Raw genomic sequence first — 23,854 nt, forward strand, 5'->3', positions numbered from 1 at the left:
GCGTGCAGTCTTGATGTCGGGTGGTTAGTAAAGTGCCTGCTCTTCTTGAACGACCTCTTTTAAAAGCTCTAAAAACAGTTTGTCAGCCTCTGAATGCTCGGCAGGATCTTCCGGAATGTGGACACTGGTAGTGCCAGATATCTCATTGGCGATTCGCGCCATTACTGCCGGGCTGCTGCCTTCGCTTAATTGCTGACGCGCGATTACCAGCGACTGACCAAGAATGTCAGGATCTTGAAGCAGTTTGCGTATGAAACCGCGCAGTTCATTAATAATACGTGTTTTTTGAATTTCTGATGCAGACATAAGAGTCTCCTTAACGCGGCGCTTGAGCTGATTATCAAGCGAAGCCAGTCCATGCATTGACCATAGCATTTTTAGTGCAGCGAGTATGGCTTGTCTACGTTTAGACCAGTGATTTAGCCTACTACGTTAACGTTAAACGGCCTGCTTTGTGTTTTACCGGATTGGCATACTGAGCCAGCCAGTAAGGACGCAGATTCTCCGGCACCGCCGCCATTCGCGCCTGGAAGCGTTCGCGGTCCTGGCGAGTGATGGTTTTACGGGCAACCAACTCCGGCGCTTCACCGAGTGCTTCCAGGGCTAAATAGTGGCTTGGGAAGAGGCGGTAACCACCGATAACCTGACGATCAATCTCAGCGGCTACTTCATCGGGAGTCGCCATGTCGGCGCCTACCGGGGAGCCAAAACGCAGCTGTACTCTGCCTTTATCACCGGTAATGCCAGCAACGATAGAGCGAATATCTTCAAATTCACTTTTAGCATAGCTACCTTCTGTTGCCACGTCGTGTAGCTCCTGCGCTTTTTGCACGTCGCAAGGGTCATATTCATAGCTAATCGAGACAGGCACCAGCTTGAGTTCGGCTACCGCTTCACCAAACATCATGTCTCGCTCGGCATTACGCTTGGCCATGGTCAGCATCTTGATAATAGCGGGGTCGGTGCGGTCAATGCCGTTTTTGGCGCGGCCTTCACGCTGAGCCATCCAGATGGAGTGCTGGTCATCGGTAATTGAGTAACGAATATAAGCAGAAAGCTGTTGGTACGCTGCCAGCATCGCACGCTTTCCGCGCGCACTTCTGGGGACGATAAAGCTTTTATTGAGCCGCATTAGATCGGTGACATAGGGCTTTTTAAGCAGGTTGTCGCCAATGGCAATGCGCACCGTATCGCGGCCCGCCTGGTAGAGTGCGTAGTTAACGAACGCGGGGTCGAGCGAAATATCCCGGTGGTTACCAATAAACAGATAAGCACTATTTGGGTCGAGCTTGTCCAAGCCTGCCACTTCAAACGCGTCGGTGGTGGTGCGGATCATGCGATCCATGTAGCTTGCGATGCGCATTTGAAAATCGCGCACCGTTGCCACACCTTTTACTTCACGCTGTATCGCGTGGCTTGCAAGCTTTCGGGCAAGCGGCGGAACCCAGCGCGCCATGCGGGGAAGGCGAAAACGAGTAAGCGCATCAAGAAGCTCGCTATCGCGGGCCAGGTGCGCGAGAACATCGGCCACTTCGTTGTCTGTATAAGGGCGTATATCCGCCCATGGGTCAGCGGCGTTCAGTGCGTTGGGTGCGTCGTTGTGATGAGTCATGCGATCCGTTGGATGATAAACAATAAAGAACAATTCATAGCAGCGCGATCAACCCTTTAGTTACCTAACGGGGCAGCAGGTTCCTGCTTGTTTTCACCACCCAGCCACTCTATCAGACGAACAATGTCATTGGATAACGCTTGGGCCATCAAAATAAAGTCGGTTTCAAGCCGGGCCAGAGCGTCATCGCCGTCGTCAGCATGGTCGGCCTCTTCAATCAAGGCATCACCAAAACGCAACGATTTCAGAGCCAGGTCATCATGCAGAACGAAGCTTAATCGGCCTTCAAGGCTCATGGCGAGCTTGCTTGCCTGGCGTCCGCTCTCAAGTAGCTGCTGTATCTCATCGCTATCCAGGTCAACCTGGCGAGCGCGGAGAACGCCATCGTCGCCTTTGGCTTTAAGTTCCACCTGGTCACCCAGCTGCAAATCTGCCGGGCGGTTTGCAGGGTCGCCAAGCCATGTTGTCATCGCACGAATAGGCAGTGTTTGGGATGACAAGGGCGTTGCCTTGAGGCTGCCTAAGGTTTCTCGTAACAGGTCTAGCAAGTCTTCAGCACGGGTACGAGAGCTGGCATTGATGCCGATCAAGTGACGTCGTGTGTCCCACCAAAGGTCAATTTTTTGGCTGCGTACAAAGGCACGAGGCAGAAGCGCTTCCGTCACCTGCTCTTTAAGCGCGGTTTTCTCTTTGCGCGTCACCTTGCGACCTTCGCGCGCTTCTATATCAGCGACCTGCTCGTCGACTTCCTCTTTGACAACAGAGGCAGGTAGCAGGCGTTCTTGACGTAGCACGGATAACAGTCGGTGGCCCTGGATTTCATGTAGCAGTTGACCGCCGCCAAGGCGGCCTGCTGGTGCTGTCCAGCCTAGTCGGCGAGCATCCGCATTGCCGAGCGGTTTGGCCGCATGTGCTTGCAATGCGTCGGCAAGCGTTGAACTGTCGAGCTCAGGGGCGCCATGTAGGCGATATAAATGCAGGTGCTTAAACCACATGTCACCAGTCCTATCCAAAAGGTGGCACATTATGTCGAAAGCGGGGCGTTCCTGCCAGCACCTTGCCGCTTAGGTATAAGTTGTATGTGTTTTAAACCTGTGTTTGATTGAGGTAGTGGCTAATGAGCCTGTTGGCTTGCGCTTGTGTTTATTAAAAGGAGTTGTTATGTCGGTATTACCTTCTCGCGTTCAGCTGCGTGTACGTGGCTACCACTTGGACGGCTACGGGCATGTCAATAATGCACGCTATCTTGAGTTTATGGAGGAGGGGCGCTGGGCGTTTTTTGATGAGCACCCAGCGATGATTAGCGAGCTTCATCAGGCGGGGCAGGCGTTTGTGGTGGTGAACCTGAATATTGACTACCGCGCCGCCGCCGTTCAGGGCGATGACCTGACTATTCTGACGGGGATCGTCGAGGTAGGAGAACGCCGTGCGCTGTGTCATCACCGCATCTATCGCAGCGATGGCGTATTAGTTGCACAGGCCGATCTTACGTTTGTGCTTCTCGATATGCGGGCGAATAAAGCCTCGGTGATTGAAAATGAGCTTGCCGAGCGGCTGAATGCATTACTACTTACCAAAGAGCAGCTTACGCCTTAATAATCAAGGGGAGTGTCCTGGCTGCCCTTGGTGCGGATGCAGTGGTATGATGTAGCAGTATCTGCGCATCGTCTTTTTTTAAAGGCGGTACTTTTAGCGCTTTCAACTCTCGCAGTGCCAATGCAGTGCAAAGGATCTGACTTTCATGGGTGACATCGCCAGAGAAATCTTGCCCGTCAATATTGAAGACGAGCTCAAACAGTCGTATCTCGACTATGCGATGAGTGTCATTATCGGCCGCGCGCTACCCGATGTGCGTGACGGTTTGAAACCTGTTCATAGGCGTGTGCTCTTCGCCATGCATGAACTGGGGAATGACTGGAATAAACCGTACAAGAAATCGGCGCGTGTTGTCGGCGATGTCATCGGTAAATATCACCCGCATGGTGATAGTGCGGTTTACGACACTATCGTACGTATGGCGCAGCACTTCTCAATGCGCCACGTTCTGGTCGATGGCCAGGGTAACTTCGGTTCTATCGACGGCGATAACGCTGCTGCCATGCGTTATACCGAAGTGCGCATGTCGCGTCTGTCGCACGAGCTTCTTGCCGATCTTGAGAAAGATACCGTCGATTGGGTCGATAACTACGACGGCACCGAACGCATCCCTGCCGTTTTGCCTACTAAAGTTCCCAACCTGCTGATTAACGGCTCGTCGGGCATTGCCGTGGGCATGGCAACCAATATTCCGCCGCATAATATGCGCGAAGTGATTGACGGCTGTTTAGCGCTGATTGATGACTACACGCTGTCGGTGGATGACTTGATGGCGTACATTCCTGGCCCTGATTTCCCCACGGCGGGGATTATCAACGGCCGCGCTGGCATTTTAGATGCGTATCGCACCGGGCGTGGCCGCATCCATGTGCGCGCTAGCCATACAATTGAGCACCATGATAAAACCGGCCGTGACCACATCATCATTACCGAGCTGCCTTATCAGGTGAACAAGGCGCGCTTGATTGAAAAAATCGCCGAGCTGGTTAAAGAGAAAAAGATCGAAGGCATTGCCGAACTGCGCGACGAGTCGGACAAGGACGGCTTGCGCGTGGTTATTGAGATTAAACGTGGCGAATCGGGTGAAGTCGTCGTTAATAATCTCTTTGCTCAGACACAGCTTCAAAATGTGTTTGGTATCAACATGGTGGCGTTGGAGAATGGCCAGCCCCGCACGTTGAACCTAAAAGAGATGTTAGAGGCGTTTATTCGTCACCGCCGTGAGGTAGTGACGCGCCGGACGCTGTTTGAGCTTAAAAAAGCCCGTGAGCGTGGCCACCTTCTTGAAGGTCTGGCGGTGGCTATCTCGAACATTGACGACATCATCGAGATGATCAAGGCCTCGCCCAGCGCAGCCGAGGCGAAAGAGAAACTACTGGCGAAAACATGGCAACCGGGGCAGGTTACCGGCATGCTTGAGCGGGCAGGTGCTACCTCGTGCAAGCCCGAAGAGCTGGATGAAAGCTTTGGCCTTAATCCTTCCGCGACCGAATACCGCCTATCGCCTGCTCAAGCGCAAGCTATCCTTGAGCTGCGCCTACATCGTCTGACCGGTCTTGAGACTGAGAAGCTGCTCAATGAGTACCTCTCTATTCTTGAGAAAATTGCAGAACTCACCGAAATTCTTGCCTCGGCCGACCGGCTAATGGAAGTGATTCGTGAAGAGCTGCATGCCGTGCGTGACCAGTATGGTAATGACCGGCGTACAGAGATTCAGGCAAGCCATCTGGATCTCTCAATCGAAGATTTGATCGCCGAAGAAGACATGGTGGTGACCGTGTCGCGTTCCGGCTATGCCAAAACTCAGCCGCTTTCGGATTACCAGGCGCAGCGGCGTGGTGGGCGCGGTAAGTCGGCAACATCGATGAAAGATGAGGATGTGATTGAGCATCTGCTCGTTGCGTCGACCCATGACACCGTTCTGCTGTTCTCCAACCGCGGTAAAGTGTACTGGCTGAAAGTTTACGAGATGCCTTCAGCGAGCCGTGGTTCGCGCGGTAAACCGCTGGTCAATATGCTGCCGCTTGAAGAGGGTGAGTCGGTTAACGCCATCTTGCCGGTGCGTGACTACGACCCCGAGCACTATATTTTCTTCGCGACCGCCAATGGTACGGTGAAGCGCACCAGCCTGGAGCAGTTCTCGCGTCCGCGCAGCGTTGGCCTGATTGCCATTGACCTTGAAGAGGGCGACCGCCTGGTGGGTGCTGCTATTACGTCAGGCGCTGACCACGCCATGATGCTCTCTTCTAACGGTAAGGCGATCCGTTTTGAAGAGGGCAATGTTCGCGCAATGGGCCGTACCGCTCGAGGTGTGCGTGGCATGCGCTTGGCAGAGGGTGCTGAGGTTATCAGTCTGATCATTCCCAAGAGCCAGCAGATTGATGCTGAGGCTGATACGGATGTTGATGAGGCAGAAGAAACCGTTGCTGAAAGCACCCAGGCAGAAGGCCAGATCTACATTCTAACGGCCAGCGAAAATGGTTATGGCAAGCGCACACGCCTGGAAGAGTTCCCGCTGCGCGGGCGTGGTGGCCAAGGGGTTATCGCCATGCAGACCAGCGAGCGTAACGGTGCCCTTGTGGCGGCCATGCAGGTTTATGACAGCGATGAGATGATGCTGATTACAGACCGCGGGACGATGGTACGTACGCGTGTGGAAGAGGTGTCTACCACCTCACGCAACACCCAGGGCGTTATGCTGATCCGTCTGGGTAAAGAAGAAAAACTGGTTAAAACAGTTCGTGTTGACGAGCCTGGTGACAGTGAGCTTGAAGCACTGGATGAAGAGGGTGAGCCAGACAACGCGGGCGACAGCGCACAGGATACGGCGACTGATGACACGTCACTATAACTTTTGTGCAGGGCCAGCGGCCCTGCCTGTTGCGGTGCTCGAAAGAGCCCGCAACGAGCTGGTAGATTACCAAGGGCGTGGCTTATCCGTTATGGAGATGAGCCATCGCAGCGATGAATTTATAGCCATTGCTGAGCAGGCGGAAGCCGATTTCCGTCAGCTGCTAAGTGTGCCCGACAACTATAAGGTGCTGTTCCTGCAGGGGGGCGCCAGCATGCAGTTTGCTATGCTGCCAATGAACCTGCTGGGCCAGGGCGGTAGAGCCAACTTTATCCAAACGGGCATTTGGGGCAAAAAAGCGATTAGCGAAGTCAAGCGACTTGGCTATGCATGCCACTTGGCTGGAAACAGTGAGGCGGGTGGGTATGTGGATGTACCTTCCCAGGATGCGTTGACGCTAAGTGCGGATGCGGCCTATCTGCACTACACCTCCAATGAGACGATTGGCGGGCTAGAATTTGACTATACGCCGCAGGTTGTACGCGAAGATGGCCAGCATGTGCCGTTGGTCTGTGATATGTCCTCCAATATTTTGTCCAAGTCCATTAATGTCGCAGACTTTGGCGTTATCTTTGCTGGGGCCCAAAAAAATATTGGGCCGGCAGGTCTAACCCTTGCCGTAGTGCGTGATGATTTGCTCGGCCGGGCGGTCCCCAATACTCCGTCGCTGTTTGATTACCAAATGCTCGCAGACGCTGGGTCAATGGTGAATACGCCGCCAACCTATGCGTGGTACCTGGCAGGGCTTGTATTCCAGTGGTTACGTGATGATGTCGGTGGCCTGGTAGCTATGGATGCCATTAATCAGCGTAAAGCGGAAAAGCTTTATGGCGCCATTGATGCCAGCGATTTCTATAGCAACCCCATTGCAGTGGCTAATCGATCGCGTATGAACGTGCCGTTTGTGCTGGCTGATTCAGCCCTCGATAAAGCGTTCTTGCAAGAGGCCGACCAAGCGGGGCTACTGAATCTAAAGGGGCACCGTAGCGTGGGCGGTATGCGTGCCAGCTTGTATAACGCAGTACCCGAAGAAGCCGTTGATGCGCTGGTTGCTTTTATGGCTGATTTTGAACAGCGAAGAGGCTAATAATCATGTCCGACTCGTCGATCAATCTGGACGACCTACGCCAACGTATCGATCAACTTGATGGCGATATACTACGCCTGATCAGTGAGCGCGCTGACTGTGCTCAAAAAGTGGCGCATGTAAAGCTGGCTCACGATAAGGATGCGGTGTTTTACCGGCCTGAGCGTGAAGCGCAAGTGCTGCGACGGATTATGTCGCTTAACAAGGGGCCGCTGGATTCCGAAGAAATGGCGCGGCTGTTTCGAGAAATCATGTCGGCTTGCTTGGCACTTGAGCAGCCGATCAAAGTGGCTTATCTGGGGCCTGAAGGGACGTTTACTCAGCAGGCGGCACTAAAGCACTTTGGCGAAAGCGCCATTAGCCTACCCATGGCAGCTATCGATGAAGTGTTTCGTGAAGTAGAAGCGGGTGCCGTGAACTATGGCGTAGTGCCTGTTGAAAATTCAACAGAAGGCGTTGTGAATCATACCCTCGATACGTTTATGGATTCGTCTATCCATATTTGTGGCGAGGTGGTGCTACGCATTCACCATCACCTGCTGATCAGTGATACGACGCGTCGCGATAAAATCTCCCGCATTTATTCGCATCCCCAGTCGTTTGGCCAATGCCGAAAGTGGCTGGATGCACATTACCCACACGCCGAACGGGTTCCTGTTTCCTCGAATGCAGAGGCTGCCAAGCTGGTCAAAACTGAATGGCACAGTGCGGCCATTGCAGGTGATATGGCGGCCAAACTGTATGGGCTTGAGCGCGTAGCTGACAAAATTGAAGACCGCCCGGATAACTCGACCCGGTTTTTGATTATTGGTAGTGAGCGTGTGCCAATGGCAGGGGATGATAAAACCTCCATTGTCGTGGCCATGCGTAACCAACCTGGTGCACTGCACGACCTGCTTGAGCCTTTCCATCGGCATCATATTGATTTAACGCGCATCGAGACACGCCCATCACGTACGGGCGTATGGAACTATGTTTTCTTTATCGATTTTAAGGGCCACGCTGACGAACCGCGCGTTGCTGCCGTGTTGGAAGAGGTAAGGTTACGCGCCTCGGAGCTTCGCGTTTTAGGTTCCTATCCGCAGGGCGTGCTGTGACCGCTATGGCATCATCGGTCGTTGAAGCACCTTCCTGTAATGAACAGCGGCTATTGATCGTTGGTCTCGGCTTGATTGGTGGGTCACTCGCAGCAGCGCTGCGCGCCTCAGGGTTTAATGGCGTGATTGTGGCTTGCGATCCAAGCGAAGATGAAATCGCTCGCGGTGTCGAGATGGGGTTAATCGATACGGGGGGCGTCACTCTCGCTGACCAAGTGGCAGGCGCGACCATGATCGTCCTCGCGGTGCCCGTGCTTGCCATGGAGCCGGTGATGGCATCGTTGGCAGGCGTGCTTTCGCAAGCGGCGGCCAATGTGGTGCTAACCGATGTGGGCAGTACCAAAGCCACTATTCGTGACTGCGCCGAGCGTGTGTTTGGTGCTGTGCCAGCCAATATGGTGTTGGGTCATCCTATTGCAGGGTCAGAAAAGAGCGGTGTGGCGGCGGCTAATCCGCGCCTTTTTGCTGATCACAACGTTATTTTGACGCCTGAGCCAGGGGTCGATTGTGATGCGTTGGCGCGCGTGCGTGCGTTGTGGCAGGCCTGCGGCGCGAATGTGTTGGAGATGGACGTTGGGCGCCATGATCAGGTCCTTGCACGCACTAGTCATTTACCCCACTTACTGGCTTTTTCTCTGGTGGATACGCTAGCCCGACAGGATGAGCGGCTTGAGATTTTCCGTTATGCCGCCGGTGGTTTTCGCGACTTTACGCGCATCGCAGGCAGCGACCCGGTCATGTGGCGGGATATTTTTACGGCTAACCGTGAGGCGGTTCTGGCATCTTTAGATGATTTTGAAGAAGGCCTGGCTCAGTTACGTCACGCGATTGAGCGAGGCGATAGCGATGCCCTGATTGCGACCTTTGATCGTGCCAGCCACGCACGCCATTACTTTGATACGTTATTGAATAAAACCAGCTACCAAGCGGAATACAATATGCAACCACAAGGCAAGGTAACCTACCGAGTTCGGCCCGGCGGCCAGGCGAAAGGCCATTTGCGCGTACCGGGTGACAAATCGATGTCACACCGCTCTATTATGCTAGGAGCGCTGGCTCAAGGCGTCACCGAGGTCAAAGGGTTTCTTGAAGGTGAAGATAGCCTGGCGACGCTGCAAGCGTTTCGTGAGATGGGCGTTGCGATTGAGGGGCCTCACCAAGGGTGTGTCACTATCCATGGCGTGGGAATGAAGGGGCTTAAGGCTCCGGCCGGGCCGCTCTATGTGGGTAACTCAGGAACGGCGATGCGCCTGTTCTCGGGGCTTTTAGCCGGGCAGGCATTTGATAGCGAGCTTACCGGCGATGAGTCGCTAACCAAACGCCCCATGGGACGCGTGGCGGACCCGTTGCGGTTGATGGGTGCCTCCATTGAGACAGCTGAAGGTGGTCGACCGCCGCTTAAAATTAAAGGTGGCGCGGCGCTCAAAGGTATTTTCTACGACATGCCTATGGCAAGTGCTCAAGTGAAATCATGCCTGCTGTTGGCTGGGCTTTATGCTGAAGGTGAGACGCGGGTGCGTGAGCCGGCACCAACGCGTGATCATACCGAGCGTATGCTTAATGGTTTTGGTTATTCTGTGTCACGCGAAGGGGACACCTGTTGGTTGCAAGGTGGCGGTGCCTTGAGCGCTGGCCCCATTGACGTTCCTTCTGATATTTCATCGGCAACGTTCTTTATGGTGGCGGCTGCAATAACGCCGGGTGCTGATATCACCCTGGAGCATGTCGGTATCAACCCGACTCGCATCGGTGTTATTAATATTCTTACGTTAATGGGCGCCAACCTTGAGCTACTTAACGAAGCGGAAGTGGGTGGCGAGCCGGTTGCTGATATTCGTATCCGCTATGCACCCTTGAAAGGTATTGATATCCCGGTTGATCAAGTGCCCTTGGCGATTGACGAGTTCCCTGCGCTGTTTATTGCGGCGGCAAATGCTGCTGGCACCACGCGTCTTCGTGGTGCAGAAGAGCTACGTGTCAAAGAGTCTGACCGTATTCAGGCCATGGCTGATGGGCTGGCGATTTTGGGCGTTGAACATACCGTGGTTGGCGACGGAATCGATATTATCGGTAACGCCAATGCCGAGGTTGCAAGCTACGGTGGTGGGCGCGTTAATAGTTTAGGTGACCATCGTATCGCTATGGCCTTTGCCATTGCCGCACTACGCGCAAGTGATGACATTATTATTGATGACTGCGCCAATGTCGCTACGTCGTTCCCCACCTTCGTTGAGCTTGCCAATAAAATCGGCATGGGGGTTAACGTCGGGGGCGAGAATGACTAAGCCTATCCCTGTTCTGACCATTGACGGGCCAGGTGGGGCAGGCAAGGGAACCATCAGTAGTTTGGTTGCCGAGCGTTTAGGCTGGCATTTGCTCGACAGCGGAGCGTTATACAGGCTAACCGCCACCGCGGCGGTTAAGCATGGTATTGCGCTTGATGACGAAGCGGCTGTTGCTGCATTAGCCGAATCGCTGGATGTGGCATTTCCCATCGAAAATGGTAAGCCCCGCACGCTGCTTGAAGGTGATGAAGTAAGCCAGGCAATCCGGACCGAGCACACTGGCGAGTTGGCATCCCAGGTGGCTGCGCTTCCCGCTGTGCGCGCGGCTCTGCTTCAGCGGCAAAGAGATTTTCAGAAGGCGCCAGGCCTTGTTGCAGATGGCCGTGATATGGGCACCGTCGTATTTGTAGACGCGCCGCTAAAGATATTTCTAACTGCTAGTGCTGAGGAACGAGCGCGTCGCCGCCATCTTCAGTTGCAGGAAGCGGGTATGAATGCTAGTCTTTCGAGTCTTTTGAAGGAGATTCAGGCACGCGATGCACGCGACACGCAGCGCAGCGTGGCACCTCTCAAGCCGGCAGATGATGCCATTACGCTTGATACCACGCGTCTGAGCATACCGGAAGTGGTTGAACGGTTGGCGGAATTGCTTGCCCAAAAAGGGTTCGTATCCGGCACCTGATTCTCCCTTGCGGCGTTTTTGGAAAGGTGTCATGACATGGCAGGGCGGCAGTTCATATGATCGTTCATATCAGAGAGCCCGGTCAGGTCTAACCAGCGTTAACACCTCCAAAGGCAGAGTGACATTAGGCCCGTACTCGCTGGTGGTACGGAGAAGGCATTTATGCCTCAACAACGTTGATCACGTAGGAAAACCATGAGCGAAAGCTTTGCTGAACTGTTTGAACAGTCCCTTAACGACATTAACATGGAGCCAGGCGCTATCGTCGCGGCTCAAGTTGTCGACATCGATGGCGACTGGGTTACCGTCAATGCTGGTCTGAAATCTGAAGGCCAGATACCGGCGGCACAATTCCGCGATGAAAATGGCGAGTTAAACATCGCTATCGGTGACGACGTCCACGTTGCACTAGAAGCCGTAGAAGATGGCTTCGGTGAAACGCGTCTGTCCCGTGAAAAAGCCAAGCGCGCAGAAGCTTGGAAGATTCTGGAAGCCGCCTTCGAGAAAGACGAAATCATCAAAGGCGTGATCAACGGTAAAGTCAAAGGCGGCTTCACTGTCGATGTCGACTCTATCCGTGCCTTCCTGCCGGGTTCTTTGGTCGACGTACGTCCGGTTCGCGATACTGCGCATTTGGAAAATAAAGAGCTGGACTTTAAAGTCATCAAGCTTGATCCGAAGCGTAATAACGTTGTTGTTTCTCGTCGTGCTGTACTTGAAGCTGAAAACAGTGCCGAGCGCGAAGCGCTGCTGGCAACGCTGCAAGAAGGCCAGCAGATTAAAGGTATCGTTAAGAACCTGACAGACTACGGCGCGTTCGTAGATCTGGGTGGTGTTGACGGCCTGCTGCACATTACCGATATGGCGTGGAAGCGTATTAAGCACCCGTCTGAAATCGTTGCTGTTGGCGACGAAATCAACGTTAAAGTGCTTAAGTTTGACCGTGAGCGCAACCGCGTTTCACTGGGTCTGAAGCAATTGGGCGAAGATCCGTGGGTCAACATTAAGCAGCGTTACCCGGAAGGCACCAAAGTACACGCTGTGGTCACTAACCTGACCGATTACGGCTGCTTTGCTGAGCTGGAAGAGGGCGTTGAAGGTCTGGTTCACGTTTCTGAAATGGACTGGACCAACAAAAACATCCATCCGTCTAAAGTTGTCCAAGTGGGCGACGATGTTGACGTCATGGTGCTGGATATCGACGAAGAGCGTCGTCGTATTTCTCTGGGTATCAAGCAGTGTACTGCTAACCCGTGGGAAACGTTCAACGCTGAATACAACAAGGGCGACCGTGTTTCAGGTACCATTAAGTCAATCACTGACTTCGGTATCTTCATCGGCCTTGAAGGTGGTATCGATGGTCTGGTTCATCTGTCCGACATTTCCTGGACAGAAACTGGCGAAGAAGCGGTTCGTAACTTCAAGAAAGGTGATGAAGCCGAAGCCGTTATTCTGTCTATCGATCCTGAGCGTGAGCGCATCTCTTTAGGTATCAAGCAAATGGATTCCGATCCTGTTGCTGAATACCTGTCTGTTAACGATAAGGGCAGCATGGTGACTGGCCGTATTGTTGAAGTAGACGCAAAAGAAGCACACGTTGAGCTGGCAACCGATGTTATTGCCATCCTCAAAGCCTCTGAAATCAGTGCTGACCGTGTTGAAGACGCGCGCAATGTGCTGAATGAAGGCGACAGCGTTGAAGCGCGTATCATCAATGTCGATCGCAAGAGTCGTCAGATTAATCTGTCGATCAAAGCGAAAGAGCAGGACGATACTCGTCAGAACCTGAAGAAACTGCGTGACCAGGAACCCGAAGCTGGTGGCCCGACCACTATCGGTGACCTGATCAAGCAGCAGATGGGCCAAGACTAAGCTATTTAGTCGCTGGTTCTAAGAAGCGTCGCCCTATGGGCGGCGCTTTTTTGCTTATTAACAAGCTGTTTTCTAAGCCAGTTAGTTGTATTAAATTAGATTTACCAACCTGCTTAAAAACTTTTAAATCTACGCTATTCGCTTAAAAAACCTCTTAGTAATTGAATGAAAGTACACTAGACTATTGTCAATTAGTGCTTTTAAAGTAATAATGAGCGCGCATTCTGAACTAATGGATATGATGAGTGTCAATTCAATATCCAGAAGATAAATCTGAAGTATAAGGACTCCCCATGTCACTTCTAAACGAATATATCCAAAAAGAGCAGCAACTTAAGCAGTTGCAAGAAGACTTGCAGCGTCTTGAAGGAGACCAGCGTTTAAAAAGCGAGTTGGAATTCAAGGCTAAGCTTGAAGCGCTAATGAATGAATTTGGTAAGCGTCCTGCAGATGTTATCGCCCTGCTGGATCCGACAAACGATCAACGTGGCGCCAAGGCTTCTGGCAGCAATAATACTAGTCGCCGTAAGCGTCGCCTAAAAACGTATAAAAACCCCAATACGGGCGAAATTATCGAAACCCGTGGTGGTAACCATAAAGGTTTGCGTAGCTGGAAGGATGAATACGGTGACGAAACTGTTGAGTCCTGGCTGGAAAGCATGGAAGATTAATTAGCAACTACCGGCACTTCTCTTAAGAAATGCCGGCTTTGCTTTAACAAGAGGCAGCTTTCCGGTGCGCGGCTCACAGTAGGCCCGATAGCTATTCAATATTAAAAAAATATCTCCCGTTAGCTTAGCGCCGCAAAAGTTAGTGCTGCATTCTTTGCCAGCTTGAAATTATTTAGCGTGTTTGGTAATCGTGTCACTGATATGGCCGTGTCGTTGCTGTGACATAGCTTGCTGGAAGGATAGTCGCCTAAGCATGCATGGCGCTTGGCGAGGCTGTAAGTGCCTTCATGGGCTATCTGATGCAGAATGCGGTGAGTGCCATTGCTATTTCCGGGTATACGCCCAATACTGGCTACCCGTTGAGCCCATCGCGTCGCCTTTCTGGCAATACGGTTTTGTATGAACATGCTAGGGTCTGTCTGAAAAGTCGACGAGCGAAGACAAGACAAGGCAAAAATTGGCGAAAAAACGGAGTTTACATGTGTAAATGAGTATTTTGAGCCAATTTTTAACGCCGTATTGTCGAGCGCAGACACTTTTCAGACAGAGCCTAAGTAGCCTGTAGTCGTTCCTTGCCTAGTTCAGTGGCATATTCAACTGCTTCTATCAGCTCGGCAGTAGACCGGTCACGCTGCTGTTCTGTGCTGGTAAGAGCAAAGGGGTGGAGAGTATTCTGTTTGTACACTACGCTCTTTTATGGTTTATTAAAAACAGGCTTGGCCTGATTTGATATCGCTATTGAAAGGCGGGCGCTGTCCGGGAATATCGAGTTGCTGTCTGACATATATGGGTCGCTTGTGCATATAGCTTGCCCCATCGTATCGTGTTGACTATTGTTTGATTTTTTTGTGTACGATTCTGTGGCTGCTCGTCTTGCCTTTAAAACGCTATTGGATAGCTGTGCCTTTAATAGCGTTTCCGGGGATGTGAGTTAGCCGGCATATAGGCTTTGTCGTTTACGTCCTATACGTTTTTAGTGAATGATACGTTGAACCTTTTCTCGTAAGGCTATTGGCATTGGCCGATAACCTTGTTGTCATCGCTTGGTGGTAATTCCACTGCACCGAGATGCACGGCAGACTTTCAGGCTGGCTGTGCGGCATTGGGTATCTCTTGTGGAAATATCTGTTGTGGCGGTACTTCGACCATTTCAAGTAAGGTATGAATGAAACATCAATGAAATATCACAAAACTCCAAAACAGTCGGATGAACGTGACAAGCTGCGTAAGTTTCGTGAGTTGGATGATGCATTTGCGCAAGCTTTGCGCCAGTTGGAAGATCCTAAGAGTGACTTCGATATTCCAACCGGGCCACCGGTACGCTCATTGGCAGCGTTAGAAGAAGATGACGCAGTAAAACGCTCACAAGAGCGAGAGCGCTTGTTTGGAGAGCGCTTGAAAGCGTTAATGGATGAGTACAACCAATCGGACCAGGAGCTGCACGAGCTCATTTCAACGCTGTTGTTTTATGAGCTCTGGCCACAACATCAAGCGCCTGAGCTCACTGGTGGCTAGGCCTTTGATCAGGATCGGTAGCGATAAATACGCAAGCTGGGTAAAAACGCTTCGTGCTCAAGCTTTTCATCGCGCCTTCTTGCCCGTGTGCGTTCCGTAGGGGGGTGTAGCGGCGGCAAGTTGATATGGGGCAGGCGTTGGTCAGGAGCGGGCACAAACAGCGGCATGGCAATATTGAGCGCCCGCCGTGAGTGCCCGTCGAGTAAAGGCTCAGTAAAAAAAAGGTTCGCCCGCATCAAAGGCGCCTGCGCTTGTACTTGTGCCAACGCTTCGTCGCCAGGAAGGCCAGCCAGCTTGCGCAGTTGAATACGTATATGCGGCGCTTCGGTATCCAGTTGCATGAGCTTTTTCTCCGCTTCCTGCACGCTGAGACGCTTGATAGAGCGCCCGCTGCTGTACCAGGCAAGCCGTATACGCGAAACCGGCGCTTCAGCAATCGGTATTTGTCGCCAACACTGTTTCAGGTGGAGTTTGGCAAGCCCGGTACGGCGCAATACATTATCTACTTGAGGGTGGCGTTGTGGCAGGCGTTGCTTGATTTCTCCGAATGCTTTTGGAGAGAGCTCTTTTATCCTATGGATTAACTCGCTAATTGCTGTTTTAGCATGGTTAATAGTGCCAACTGCCTCAATAAGGGGAGTGCCAGCGGCAATCACTCCTATGTAATTACGCGTTTCACGACCGTCCTGGCCTTCCAAGTGCCACATATCCAGCAGTGCGTTTCGCAGCCAGTTTAATTCGACGGACGGCTGATGCATGACCCACGCCGCCGGGCGCTGCCTTTCGTAAAGCACCAGCGCCGCTTCAATAGCGCAAACCAGATTATCAAATCGATTATCAAGCTCATGCAATAAGTGATAAGCGGTTACATCGGGCTCTTGCATGACCAATATTTACCTCACCGTGAAAACCATTCGTTAAGAAAGAGGCGCATCTTTATCCGCTTGTGCCAGAAGGGTATCCAAGTCAGCCTCATCCATGGCTGGCTCGCCTGCGATACGGTGAGACTCTTCAGCCCATGCGCCAAAATCAATTAATTGACAGCGCTTGCTGCAAAAAGGGCGGTAGGTGCTCTCTGGTGCCCAAGCCACTTTTTGGCCGCAGTGGGGGCAGTTAACTTCCATGGGAGTATCATTAGCAGGGTGAGTCATAATAATCCTGAAATATAGATAAAATTGAATTAACGAGTGCGATAAATACTGTCCAGACGCTCAACCTGACGCATCATAAAGTCATAATCTCCGCTGTTATCTATCACATCGTCGGCGTTAGCCAAGCGCTCTTCACGAGACATTTGCGCTGCAAGAATGGCACGTACCTGTTTAGGGCTTACGTCATCACGAGCGAGTGTTCTGGAAAGCTGAACATCGGTGGGTACGTCAACCACAATTGTTCGAGCGACCAGCATGTTTTGTCCTGACTCAAAAAGTAACGGTGAAACGAGAAGTACATAGGGTGAATCGTGGGATAGAGAGGTTAAATGCGCGACTAACCGTTTTCTGATAATCGGATGAGTAAGCGACTCTAGCCATTCACGCTTGGGTGGATCTTCAAAGATAATTGAACGCAAAGCGGCTCTATCAAGCGTTCCGTCTTGCTTGACAATATTTGAACCAAAATAATCAATAATAGCGCTCAAGGCGGGCTCACCTGGTGCCACAATTTCACGGGCAACGATATCTGCATCTACCCAGCTGGCCCCTAGCGATTCAAACGCGCGCGCTACGGTTGATTTACCCGAACCAATGCCTCCGGTTAAGCCAATAATCATAGCTACCCTTTATTGCGTTCTTTAAAACGCTATTTTACGTGTTTTTACGTAGAAAGTCGGTACCCATAGCGCATTACGCCCATGTAGGCGCCGCTTTGGGCATGAGATGCAATATACCTTCTTGGTTTGTATTAAACCCCAGGGAAAAAGGACAAATAAAGGGCGATAAGGTCATGTCCTTCCAGGAGGCATGCCCAGCCCGCTAACGCGAGAAAAGGCCCAAAAGGAAGCGGTGCGCCACGTAAGTGTGGAAAGCGTGTCTGTGCCACAACGCCTACAACAGCACCTATCCCGGCTGAGAGCAGTAAGAGCAGGGGCAGGAAGCTCCAACCCAACCAAGCGCCAAGAGCGGCTAGAAGCTTAAAATCACCATACCCCATGCCCTCTTTTCCAGTGGTTAGTTTAAATACCCAGTAAAAACTCCAAAGGATCAGGTAACCCGCCATTGCACCAACGACGGCATTGGTTAGTAAGTAGGGCTGAAATAAGAGCTGATAGACAAGGCCAGCCCACAGCAAGGGAAGGGTGAGAATATCCGGTAACAAGTAGGTGCGAAGATCGATCACGGCCAGTACGAGAAGGGTTACGCAGGCTGCATAAATAAACAGGCTGGAGAGGTTTATGCCCTGCAGAAGCGCAACTGTTAGGGCCAGTACACCGCTGCTTAATTCTACAAGGGGATACTGCAAGCTAATGCGGGTGTGGCAGTTTGCACAGCGGCCGCGTCGTTTAACCCAGCCGATTAAGGGAATATTATCGTGCCAGGCGATGGAACTCTCGCAGCGTGGGCATTGTGAGCGAGGTGTCGCAATATTAAAGCGAGGTGCTTGTTCCATAGGCAGCTCAAGAGCCGCACGGGCCTCAAGCCGCCAGTGACGCATTAGCATGACAGGAAGACGAGTGATAACAACGTTTGCAAAGCTACCCAAGCAGAGGCCCAGCAAACAAACCACCAGGCCGGTGCTCAGCGTAAGAGAACTCATAATGCTCCTCAGAATACCTAGATGACGGTACCCAGATTAAAAATAGGTAAATACATAGAAACGACGATTCCCCCCACCAAAATGCCCAGCACAATGATAATGAGGGGCTCCATTAAAGACGTCAGCGCATCCACCTGGTTATCGACGTCTTCTTCGTAGTAACTGGCTACACGGTGGAGCATGGTATCAAGGGCACCGGCTTCTTCACCAATGCTTACCATCTGGATCGCTAAAGCAGGGAAACGGTTGGTCATTCGCATTGAAAAATGCAGCTGCTGACCTGTTGCTACCTCCTTTTGTGTCTGGAGTGCCGCTTGTTCATATACCTTATTGCCCGTTGAGCCAGCCGCAGTTGCAAGCCCTTCTACCAGAGGAATGCCGGATGCATACGTCGTGGCCAAGGTACGGGAAAATCGTGCAACAGCCGCTTTATCAATGATGTTGCCGATAACAGGAATACGTAGCAAAAGGCGATGAAGCAGGTAGACAAGCGCTGGAGAGCGGCGCGTCAGCCATCGCAGCAATAGAATCACTGTTGTGGCTGTTCCCAGTAAAGGTAGCCATAGTTGTTGGGCCAGCATCGATAAGTCGACGGTTAGCTGTGTCACCGCCGGTAGCTCAGCGTCAAAGCTTTGAAACATGCTTTCAAACTGAGGTACCACTTTAATAAGTAATAGCAGTGTAATCGCGATGCCGGTCAGCAAAACGGTCGTCGGATACCACAACGCCTTTTTGACACGCCCCTTTAGGGACTCTAGTTTTTCCTTATAAACCGCATTTTGCTCTAACATTTTGTCAAGAGTGCCGGACTGTTCGCCTGCATCAACCAGATTAATAAACAAACGATCAAAATATTGAGGGTGGTATCGTAAGGCGTCAGAAAAGCTTGTCCCTGATGCTACGTCATTGGTTAGCTGATGAACAAGCGCCACCATCGACGGTTTTTTCAGGCTTTCAGCCACTACCTGAAAAGCCTGTAATAGGGGGATGCCCGCTTGAATCATCGTTGCCATCTGGCGTGAAAAAATCATGATATCGCGAGGCTTTATACGTCCTTGGCTACTCAGGTCGCTTTTTTTAGCGACACGCCGCACGTCAATATTTTGTTTACGTAGCTCGGCGGTAACGGCGACCTTGCTGTGGCCGATAATTTCACCATGTAGTAAACGTGTTTGGCCCACCGTCCCTGTCCATTTCCAGCGATACAAGCGGGGTGACTTGGCTTTACGTTTAACGGCATATCGAGTCAAACGTTACTCCTTAATGACACGATTAATTTCCTCCAGGCTGGTAATGCCTTGGATAACGTAATAAAAGCCACTTTGGCGAAGGCTGGCATGTCCTTCCTTTTTGATCTGCTCGTTAATTTCAAGTGCGGACGCGTTGTGCATAATGAGCTGCCGAATTGTTTCGGAAACGGGAACCACTTCATAGATACCCACCCGGCCTTTGTATCCATGTGTGCATTTTTTGCATCCTTCAGCACGGTAAAAGGTTGCTTGTTGAAGGGTATCTTCATTGGTAACTTCGCTGGATAGGGCATCCATGGGGATGTTTGTAGGCTGTTTGCAATGACTGCATAATTTTCGAGCTAAGCGTTGTGCAATAATCAGGCTCACCGAACTTGCAATGTTAAACGGCGATACTCCCATGTTGCATAAGCGAGTCAGGGTATCTGCCGCAGAATTGGTATGCACGGTTGAAAGTACAAGATGACCTGTTTGTGCTGCTTTTATTGAAATCTCTGCCGTTTCAAGATCGCGTATTTCACCTACCATCACTACGTCAGGATCCTGACGGAGAAAAGCGCGCAGTGCATTGGCAAAATCCAATCCAATGTGAGGTAGCACGTTCACTTGATTAATACCTGCTACCTTGATTTCAACAGGATCTTCTGCAGTGCAGATATTCCGCTCTACTTGATTGAGTAGGGCGATGCCCGTATAGAGGGAGACTGTTTTGCCACTGCCAGTAGGACCTGTGACTAAAATCATTCCCTGGGGTTGTTCAAGTGCTTTTTCATAGAGCCCCCTCTGGGTATCTGAAAAGCCCAATTGGTCAATGCCAAGCTGAAGAGAGGTAGGATCAAGCAGACGTAGTACGACCTTCTCGCCGTAAACGGTCGGCAATGAATTGACACGCAAATCTAACGTTTGATGGCGTTTTGCCGAGAATTTAATGGCTCCATCTTGAGGAAGGCGACGCTCCGAGATATCAAGGCGAGCCATGATCTTCAAGCGTGCTGCTATCTGATTTCGCATTGTCAGTGGTGGCTGAGCAACTTCAATAAGCACGCCGTCAATCCTAAATCGAATACGGTAGTGTTGCTCATAGGGCTCGAAGTGAATGTCTGAAGCGCCCCGATCAATAGCGTCCAACAGTACTTTATTAACGAATTCAACGACAGGCCCGTCTTCTATACTTTGGGCCATATCTTCAAGCTGAAAATCGTCATCTTCAGAGGCTAATTTATAATCAGGCAGATGCTTGATGGAACCCAAAGAGGCATATTTATGATGGGTGAGGTAGCTACTTAATACGGTCTCAAGCTGATCGAACGGGGCCAAAATCCCTTCAATACTAACGACATCTAGAGTAAATGTTAGCTCATCAAGTTGAGACAGGACTGATGGGCAGGAAATGGCGACTGTGATATGACGCCCCCGTTGAGCCAGAGGCAGGACTTTTAATGATGTTAAAAAATGAGCAGGAAAACTGGTCGCTTTTGGCAGTGATTCTAGCTGCAGAGCCTCTAAATCTATCACTGGAAAACCATATTCCCAAGCAGCTGCACAGGCGGCGGCGCTAGCGTCCACGAGTCTTTGTTCAGCTACATAGCGTAATAATGATATCCCCAAGGCGAGTGATGCTGTTTCTGCTTTTTCGGCCTGGTCAATGCTTAGCAGCTCGCTGTTAATTAAACGCTTGGCTAATCCTTCAAATTCCATCAATAATCTCGAAAAGATGATATTTTAAGCTTTTGATATTTAAGTGATTGTTATAATTCATGAAAAGTTTCTAAAAATGCTTTGCCTACGCTCGTAAGAAAAACTAATATTTTAACTAATAAATTGATTAATTATGATTAGTATTGTATCTATAATGCTGCGGTAAGACTAGTTGGTAATTTCAATAAAAATGTGTGTGATGTCGATAAACAGGGGGCAGTTTGGATAAACATAGCGGCAAGACCAAAGGGTGTGAAGATGGCTTTACTCTGATAGAGCTCATGATCGTCATTGCTATCGTGGGCGTTTTGATGGCAGTGGCAGTGCCCCAGTATGGGAATTACCTTGATAAAGCGTCTTTAACCGCCTGCGAGGGGGAGCTGGCTTCCTATCGGAGTATGGCATTGGTAAATTATTCGCTGTCCGAAACAGCTCAAGCAGACTCAGCTATTTCTGATGATTTCAGCTTTCAAGCCTGTGATAGCGGCACTGATAGCCGTAAACAAGAGCTGCTTGACGCGTTTACGAGCAGTAACACAAGTGGGGATGGAATCGAAATTCAGTCAGCACGCGGGGGCATTATTAATATTGAAGCAGGAAAAATCGTGGTCAAAGGCTCTTAGTATCCGATAGGGAGTGGATGTTAAAAGACCCCGTATGATCTTTATATTTCCATACTCTGTGCGTATTTCCTCACTACACTACAAGCTAACCGTGTTAGCCAATATGTTTAGTGAGAGGTTTTCAAATGAAGCGAACGAGTCTAGCCGTGTTGGTAAGTTGTCTGGGAGGATTGATAGTTGCCAGCAACACGTTTGCACAGCCGCCTGCCCACGCGCCAGCCCATGGCGCACGCGATAATGGGCAAGAGCAGCGGTATCAGCAAGGAAGCTCACGTTCGATGCGTGAAAGCCACAATAAGCAATATGTGGATTTGCCACGCGTCAATGAGCGCGAGCTACTGCGCTTGCTACGCCAGTTTAATGCACCCGCTGCTGAATCACTGCCCCCCGGCATTCAACGACAAATTCAGCGTGGCAAACCGCTACCACCCGGTATAGCAAAGCGCTTTGACGGCTCATTGGCCGGTCATTTGCCGCGCTATCCTGGCTACGAATGGGAACGAGTAGGCGCTGATGTAGTGCTGATTGAGGCGGCCACGCGTGTAGTCGTCGACATTCTGGTGGGTGCACTGCGTTAATTTTCCTGCTTTTATTGCATCATCGTGACTTAAAAAGTCATATTGTGTGACTATGCTCAAACTCCTCGCAATGCGTAGAAGGAAAAGCAGAGCAATGCATACATTGAAAGAGCGTCTGGATGTAGCCGTTTCTATTTCCCATGAGGCAGGAGAGCTCATTCGTCAGGCACGCGCAGACCAGTCATTTTCACAACGGCTTAAAGCGGGTGATGAGTTAGTCACGGATGTTGACGTGGCCGTCGATCAGTTAATAAGAGAACGATTAAACACTTACTTCCCTGATGAAGCGCTCCTCAGTGAAGAACTATCCCCCGCGCATGCGTTAAATGCCGATGTTTCTAAACTTTGGGTGGTAGACCCCATTGATGGAACCGTCAACTTTGCGCAAGGGTTACGGCATGTTGCGGTGTCCATTGGGTGGATGGAAGAGGGGATAGCCAAGGTGGGTGTGGTCTATGCGCCTTTCCTGGATGAAACCTTCAGTGCGGCAGAAGGACAGGGCGCTTATTGCAATCAGCAACCGATCCAAGCCAGTAAGGTGATGAGGCTAGCTGAAACCCTGGTAGGTACAGGCTTTCCTTATCAAAAAGAGGCCCGCCAAAAACTACTAGCACGCTTGAATGGAGTACTGGCGCATTGTCGAGATGTACGACGCAATGGAGCAGCAGCGTTGGACTTATGTGATGTGGCCTGCGGACGCTTGGGTGCTTATTATGAAAGCGTTTCGCCTTGGGACTTTGTTGCTGGCTGGGTTGTTGCCCGTGAAGCTGGGGCAAGCGTAGGGCACTTGGGTATCGTTCCAGAAGGCGTGCCTGCGGACCTGTATCCTAATGAACTGCTGGTGACTGCGCCCGGTGTGTATGAAGCGATGCATCGCCTGTTGCTGGATGCAGACCATGCCTAATGCCAAATACTTGAAAAGAAAGCGCAAAAATAACTTTTCATTTGGCGCATAAAGCGATAGTATACGCACCGTCTTGAGGGAAATGCACAAGACATCGGAGTGTGGCGCAGCTTGGTAGCGCGTTGCAATGGGGTTGCAAAGGTCGCAGGTTCGAATCCTGTCACTCCGACCAAGAATATTATTGAAAACCGCCGCTTACGGGTCATGCCGAGCGGCGGTTTTTTTTGCTTGGTAAAACATTGGTAATATTTTGGTAAAACCAGCGCTCCGTAGCTCTGGATAAGCTATGCAGAAATAGTCGTAAGGTGTGGGCCAGCTAGGCCATTACCTATGGTTAGATCTCTCGGATTCAAAATCCGAAATTTGTTCATTTATTAAGACGATAGTATCTGCTAGTTGCTGTATATCGTACGATTCGCCTCTAAAGTTAAATGAATGTGTGGAGGGGGCATAGCCTCGCATCATGTTTTGGGGATCGATACCCCCTATGGCGCTGGGCGGGCCAATCATGTCTGAGAGGATGTGACGCTCTGGGCTATTTTCTCTCCAATCGTCTAATCGCTCATCATAGTGTTCTAAGTGGTTTCTAATATTTCTATCGCACAGAAAATGGCCTTGATCAGGGAGGCCTAACTTTTCTCTCAATATCTCACCGCGCAACCTGCGCTGCTCGCCTTTATTCCCTTTAGTTTGAGGAGGCCAGAAGATTTTTGACATATTACTAGGGCGTGTCCTCATTTCATTTTCAACCAAATGAAGGTGCGCGCCAGGTAAAACAT

At 51.0% G+C, this 23,854-nt stretch carries 22 protein-coding genes and 1 tRNA gene; 13 read left to right on the top strand and 10 right to left on the bottom strand.

The genetic code is table 11. The features are described from left to right. Window positions 1-24 precede the first annotated feature (24 nt). The 3 genes from ACT3TC_RS08185 to ACT3TC_RS08195 all read right to left on the bottom strand — a co-directional run bounded on the left by ACT3TC_RS08185 (window position 25) and on the right by ACT3TC_RS08195 (window position 2,607). Window positions 25-306, bottom strand: coding sequence for a hypothetical protein (locus ACT3TC_RS08185; protein WP_087105533.1), 282 nt, complete (start codon window positions 304-306; stop codon window positions 25-27). 121 nt (window positions 307-427) lie between these two features. Further along, window positions 428-1,612 carry a 1-acyl-sn-glycerol-3-phosphate acyltransferase gene (locus ACT3TC_RS08190; protein ID WP_193053489.1) on the bottom strand — a complete coding sequence of 395 codons (1,185 nt, stop codon included), beginning with the start codon at window positions 1,610-1,612 and terminating at the stop codon, window positions 428-430. A gap of 56 nt (window positions 1,613-1,668) precedes the next feature. Beyond that, window positions 1,669-2,607 (bottom strand): recombination-associated protein RdgC, encoded by a 939-nt coding sequence (locus tag ACT3TC_RS08195; RefSeq protein ID WP_193053490.1) that lies wholly within the window; start codon window positions 2,605-2,607, stop codon window positions 1,669-1,671. A gap of 166 nt (window positions 2,608-2,773) precedes the next feature. Between ACT3TC_RS08195 and ACT3TC_RS08200 the strand changes: the two genes are divergently transcribed. From ACT3TC_RS08200 to ACT3TC_RS08240, 9 genes are all read left to right on the top strand, one after another. Continuing rightward, window positions 2,774-3,208 carry an acyl-CoA thioesterase gene (locus ACT3TC_RS08200; RefSeq protein WP_444639698.1) on the top strand — a complete coding sequence of 145 codons (435 nt, stop codon included), beginning with the start codon at window positions 2,774-2,776 and terminating at the stop codon, window positions 3,206-3,208. Between the two features lie 145 nt (window positions 3,209-3,353). Continuing rightward, window positions 3,354-6,059, top strand: a complete 2,706-nt coding sequence (gene gyrA / locus ACT3TC_RS08205; RefSeq protein WP_172116546.1) for a DNA gyrase subunit A — start codon at window positions 3,354-3,356, stop codon at window positions 6,057-6,059. Beyond that, window positions 6,043-7,146, top strand: coding sequence for a 3-phosphoserine/phosphohydroxythreonine transaminase (gene serC / locus ACT3TC_RS08210; protein ID WP_444639699.1), 1,104 nt, complete (start codon window positions 6,043-6,045; stop codon window positions 7,144-7,146). Before gyrA ends, serC begins: the two co-directional genes overlap by 17 nt. A gap of 5 nt (window positions 7,147-7,151) precedes the next feature. Further along, window positions 7,152-8,243, top strand: a complete 1,092-nt coding sequence (gene pheA / locus ACT3TC_RS08215) for a prephenate dehydratase (protein ID WP_172116548.1) — start codon at window positions 7,152-7,154, stop codon at window positions 8,241-8,243. A gap of 5 nt (window positions 8,244-8,248) precedes the next feature. After that, complete coding sequence (locus ACT3TC_RS08220; protein ID WP_444639700.1) at window positions 8,249-10,528, top strand: bifunctional prephenate dehydrogenase/3-phosphoshikimate 1-carboxyvinyltransferase; 2,280 nt, start codon at window positions 8,249-8,251, stop codon at window positions 10,526-10,528. Next, the gene (cmk, locus tag ACT3TC_RS08225; RefSeq protein ID WP_444639701.1) at window positions 10,521-11,210 is read left to right on the top strand and encodes a (d)CMP kinase; all 690 of its coding nucleotides are present in this window, start codon (window positions 10,521-10,523) and stop codon (window positions 11,208-11,210) included. The genes ACT3TC_RS08220 and cmk overlap by 8 nt, the downstream gene beginning before the upstream one ends. A 195-nt stretch (window positions 11,211-11,405) precedes the next feature. After that, window positions 11,406-13,082, top strand: coding sequence for a 30S ribosomal protein S1 (gene rpsA, locus ACT3TC_RS08230; RefSeq protein WP_172116551.1), 1,677 nt, complete (start codon window positions 11,406-11,408; stop codon window positions 13,080-13,082). Between the two features lie 293 nt (window positions 13,083-13,375). Next, entirely contained in the window at window positions 13,376-13,753 is a 378-nt protein-coding gene (locus ACT3TC_RS08235; protein WP_444639702.1) for a histone-like nucleoid-structuring protein, MvaT/MvaU family, read from the top strand. 1,176 nt (window positions 13,754-14,929) lie between these two features. After that, window positions 14,930-15,268, top strand: a complete 339-nt coding sequence (locus ACT3TC_RS08240; RefSeq protein ID WP_444621998.1) for a hypothetical protein — start codon at window positions 14,930-14,932, stop codon at window positions 15,266-15,268. 8 nt (window positions 15,269-15,276) lie between these two features. Here ACT3TC_RS08240 and ACT3TC_RS08245 read toward each other — a convergent pair whose 3' ends face one another. From ACT3TC_RS08245 to pilB, 6 genes are all read right to left on the bottom strand, one after another. Then, the gene (locus ACT3TC_RS08245; protein ID WP_444621997.1) at window positions 15,277-16,152 is read right to left on the bottom strand and encodes a DNA replication terminus site-binding protein; all 876 of its coding nucleotides are present in this window, start codon (window positions 16,150-16,152) and stop codon (window positions 15,277-15,279) included. 33 nt (window positions 16,153-16,185) lie between these two features. Further along, a complete protein-coding gene (yacG, locus tag ACT3TC_RS08250) occupies window positions 16,186-16,419 on the bottom strand; it encodes a DNA gyrase inhibitor YacG (protein WP_172116555.1) in 234 nt (77 codons plus the stop codon). A gap of 29 nt (window positions 16,420-16,448) precedes the next feature. After that, on the bottom strand, window positions 16,449-17,039 hold the full coding sequence (coaE, locus tag ACT3TC_RS08255; protein ID WP_444639703.1) for a dephospho-CoA kinase: 591 nt from the start codon (window positions 17,037-17,039) through the stop codon (window positions 16,449-16,451). A 131-nt stretch (window positions 17,040-17,170) separates the two neighbouring features. Then, window positions 17,171-18,022: a prepilin peptidase gene (locus ACT3TC_RS08260; RefSeq protein WP_444639704.1), complete on the bottom strand. Its 852-nt coding sequence runs from the start codon at window positions 18,020-18,022 to the stop codon at window positions 17,171-17,173. A gap of 17 nt (window positions 18,023-18,039) precedes the next feature. Then, complete coding sequence (locus ACT3TC_RS08265; protein ID WP_444639705.1) at window positions 18,040-19,272, bottom strand: type II secretion system F family protein; 1,233 nt, start codon at window positions 19,270-19,272, stop codon at window positions 18,040-18,042. A 3-nt stretch (window positions 19,273-19,275) separates the two neighbouring features. After that, a complete protein-coding gene (gene pilB / locus ACT3TC_RS08270) occupies window positions 19,276-20,970 on the bottom strand; it encodes a type IV-A pilus assembly ATPase PilB (RefSeq protein ID WP_444639706.1) in 1,695 nt (564 codons plus the stop codon). A 221-nt stretch (window positions 20,971-21,191) separates the two neighbouring features. Here pilB and ACT3TC_RS08275 point away from each other — a divergent pair, with 221 nt between their 5' ends. The 4 genes from ACT3TC_RS08275 to ACT3TC_RS08290 all read left to right on the top strand — a co-directional run bounded on the left by ACT3TC_RS08275 (window position 21,192) and on the right by ACT3TC_RS08290 (window position 23,247). Then, a complete protein-coding gene (locus ACT3TC_RS08275; protein WP_444639707.1) occupies window positions 21,192-21,593 on the top strand; it encodes a pilin in 402 nt (133 codons plus the stop codon). 125 nt (window positions 21,594-21,718) lie between these two features. Further along, window positions 21,719-22,171, top strand: a complete 453-nt coding sequence (locus ACT3TC_RS08280) for an anti-virulence regulator CigR family protein (protein WP_193053501.1) — start codon at window positions 21,719-21,721, stop codon at window positions 22,169-22,171. Window positions 22,172-22,265: 94 nt separating this feature from the next. Continuing rightward, complete coding sequence (locus tag ACT3TC_RS08285; protein ID WP_444639709.1) at window positions 22,266-23,075, top strand: inositol monophosphatase family protein; 810 nt, start codon at window positions 22,266-22,268, stop codon at window positions 23,073-23,075. 95 nt (window positions 23,076-23,170) lie between these two features. Continuing rightward, a tRNA-Pro gene (locus ACT3TC_RS08290) sits at window positions 23,171-23,247 on the top strand. 152 nt (window positions 23,248-23,399) lie between these two features. Here the strand turns inward: ACT3TC_RS08290 and ACT3TC_RS08295 are convergent. Further along, on the bottom strand, window positions 23,400-23,854 hold a 455-nt coding region (locus tag ACT3TC_RS08295), incomplete at its 5' end, for a hypothetical protein (RefSeq protein WP_444639710.1).

The sequence above is a fragment of the Halomonas sp. AOP27-A1-41 genome (assembly GCF_052378605.1).
GTDB lineage: Bacteria > Pseudomonadota > Gammaproteobacteria > Pseudomonadales > Halomonadaceae > Vreelandella > Vreelandella citrativorans.

What these genes read in the sequence shown, in the direction of transcription:
- pilB (WP_444639706.1), bottom strand. Translation starts at nt 20,970, where the DNA reads ATGGAATTTGAAGGATTAGCCAAGCGTTTAATTAACAGCGAGCTGCTA.
- ACT3TC_RS08280 (WP_193053501.1), top strand. Translation starts at nt 21,719, where the DNA reads ATGAAGCGAACGAGTCTAGCCGTGTTGGTAAGTTGTCTGGGAGGATTG.
- serC (WP_444639699.1), top strand. Translation starts at nt 6,043, where the DNA reads ATGACACGTCACTATAACTTTTGTGCAGGGCCAGCGGCCCTGCCTGTT.
- ACT3TC_RS08245 (WP_444621997.1), bottom strand. Translation starts at nt 16,152, where the DNA reads ATGCAAGAGCCCGATGTAACCGCTTATCACTTATTGCATGAGCTTGAT.
- cmk (WP_444639701.1), top strand. Translation starts at nt 10,521, where the DNA reads ATGACTAAGCCTATCCCTGTTCTGACCATTGACGGGCCAGGTGGGGCA.
- ACT3TC_RS08185 (WP_087105533.1), bottom strand. Translation starts at nt 306, where the DNA reads ATGTCTGCATCAGAAATTCAAAAAACACGTATTATTAATGAACTGCGC.
- ACT3TC_RS08240 (WP_444621998.1), top strand. Translation starts at nt 14,930, where the DNA reads ATGAAATATCACAAAACTCCAAAACAGTCGGATGAACGTGACAAGCTG.
- gyrA (WP_172116546.1), top strand. Translation starts at nt 3,354, where the DNA reads ATGGGTGACATCGCCAGAGAAATCTTGCCCGTCAATATTGAAGACGAG.
- ACT3TC_RS08195 (WP_193053490.1), bottom strand. Translation starts at nt 2,607, where the DNA reads ATGTGGTTTAAGCACCTGCATTTATATCGCCTACATGGCGCCCCTGAG.
- yacG (WP_172116555.1), bottom strand. Translation starts at nt 16,419, where the DNA reads ATGACTCACCCTGCTAATGATACTCCCATGGAAGTTAACTGCCCCCAC.
- ACT3TC_RS08190 (WP_193053489.1), bottom strand. Translation starts at nt 1,612, where the DNA reads ATGACTCATCACAACGACGCACCCAACGCACTGAACGCCGCTGACCCA.
- rpsA (WP_172116551.1), top strand. Translation starts at nt 11,406, where the DNA reads ATGAGCGAAAGCTTTGCTGAACTGTTTGAACAGTCCCTTAACGACATT.
- ACT3TC_RS08285 (WP_444639709.1), top strand. Translation starts at nt 22,266, where the DNA reads ATGCATACATTGAAAGAGCGTCTGGATGTAGCCGTTTCTATTTCCCAT.
- ACT3TC_RS08200 (WP_444639698.1), top strand. Translation starts at nt 2,774, where the DNA reads ATGTCGGTATTACCTTCTCGCGTTCAGCTGCGTGTACGTGGCTACCAC.
- ACT3TC_RS08260 (WP_444639704.1), bottom strand. Translation starts at nt 18,022, where the DNA reads ATGAGTTCTCTTACGCTGAGCACCGGCCTGGTGGTTTGTTTGCTGGGC.
- coaE (WP_444639703.1), bottom strand. Translation starts at nt 17,039, where the DNA reads ATGATTATTGGCTTAACCGGAGGCATTGGTTCGGGTAAATCAACCGTA.
- pheA (WP_172116548.1), top strand. Translation starts at nt 7,152, where the DNA reads ATGTCCGACTCGTCGATCAATCTGGACGACCTACGCCAACGTATCGAT.
- ACT3TC_RS08220 (WP_444639700.1), top strand. Translation starts at nt 8,249, where the DNA reads ATGGCATCATCGGTCGTTGAAGCACCTTCCTGTAATGAACAGCGGCTA.
- ACT3TC_RS08235 (WP_444639702.1), top strand. Translation starts at nt 13,376, where the DNA reads ATGTCACTTCTAAACGAATATATCCAAAAAGAGCAGCAACTTAAGCAG.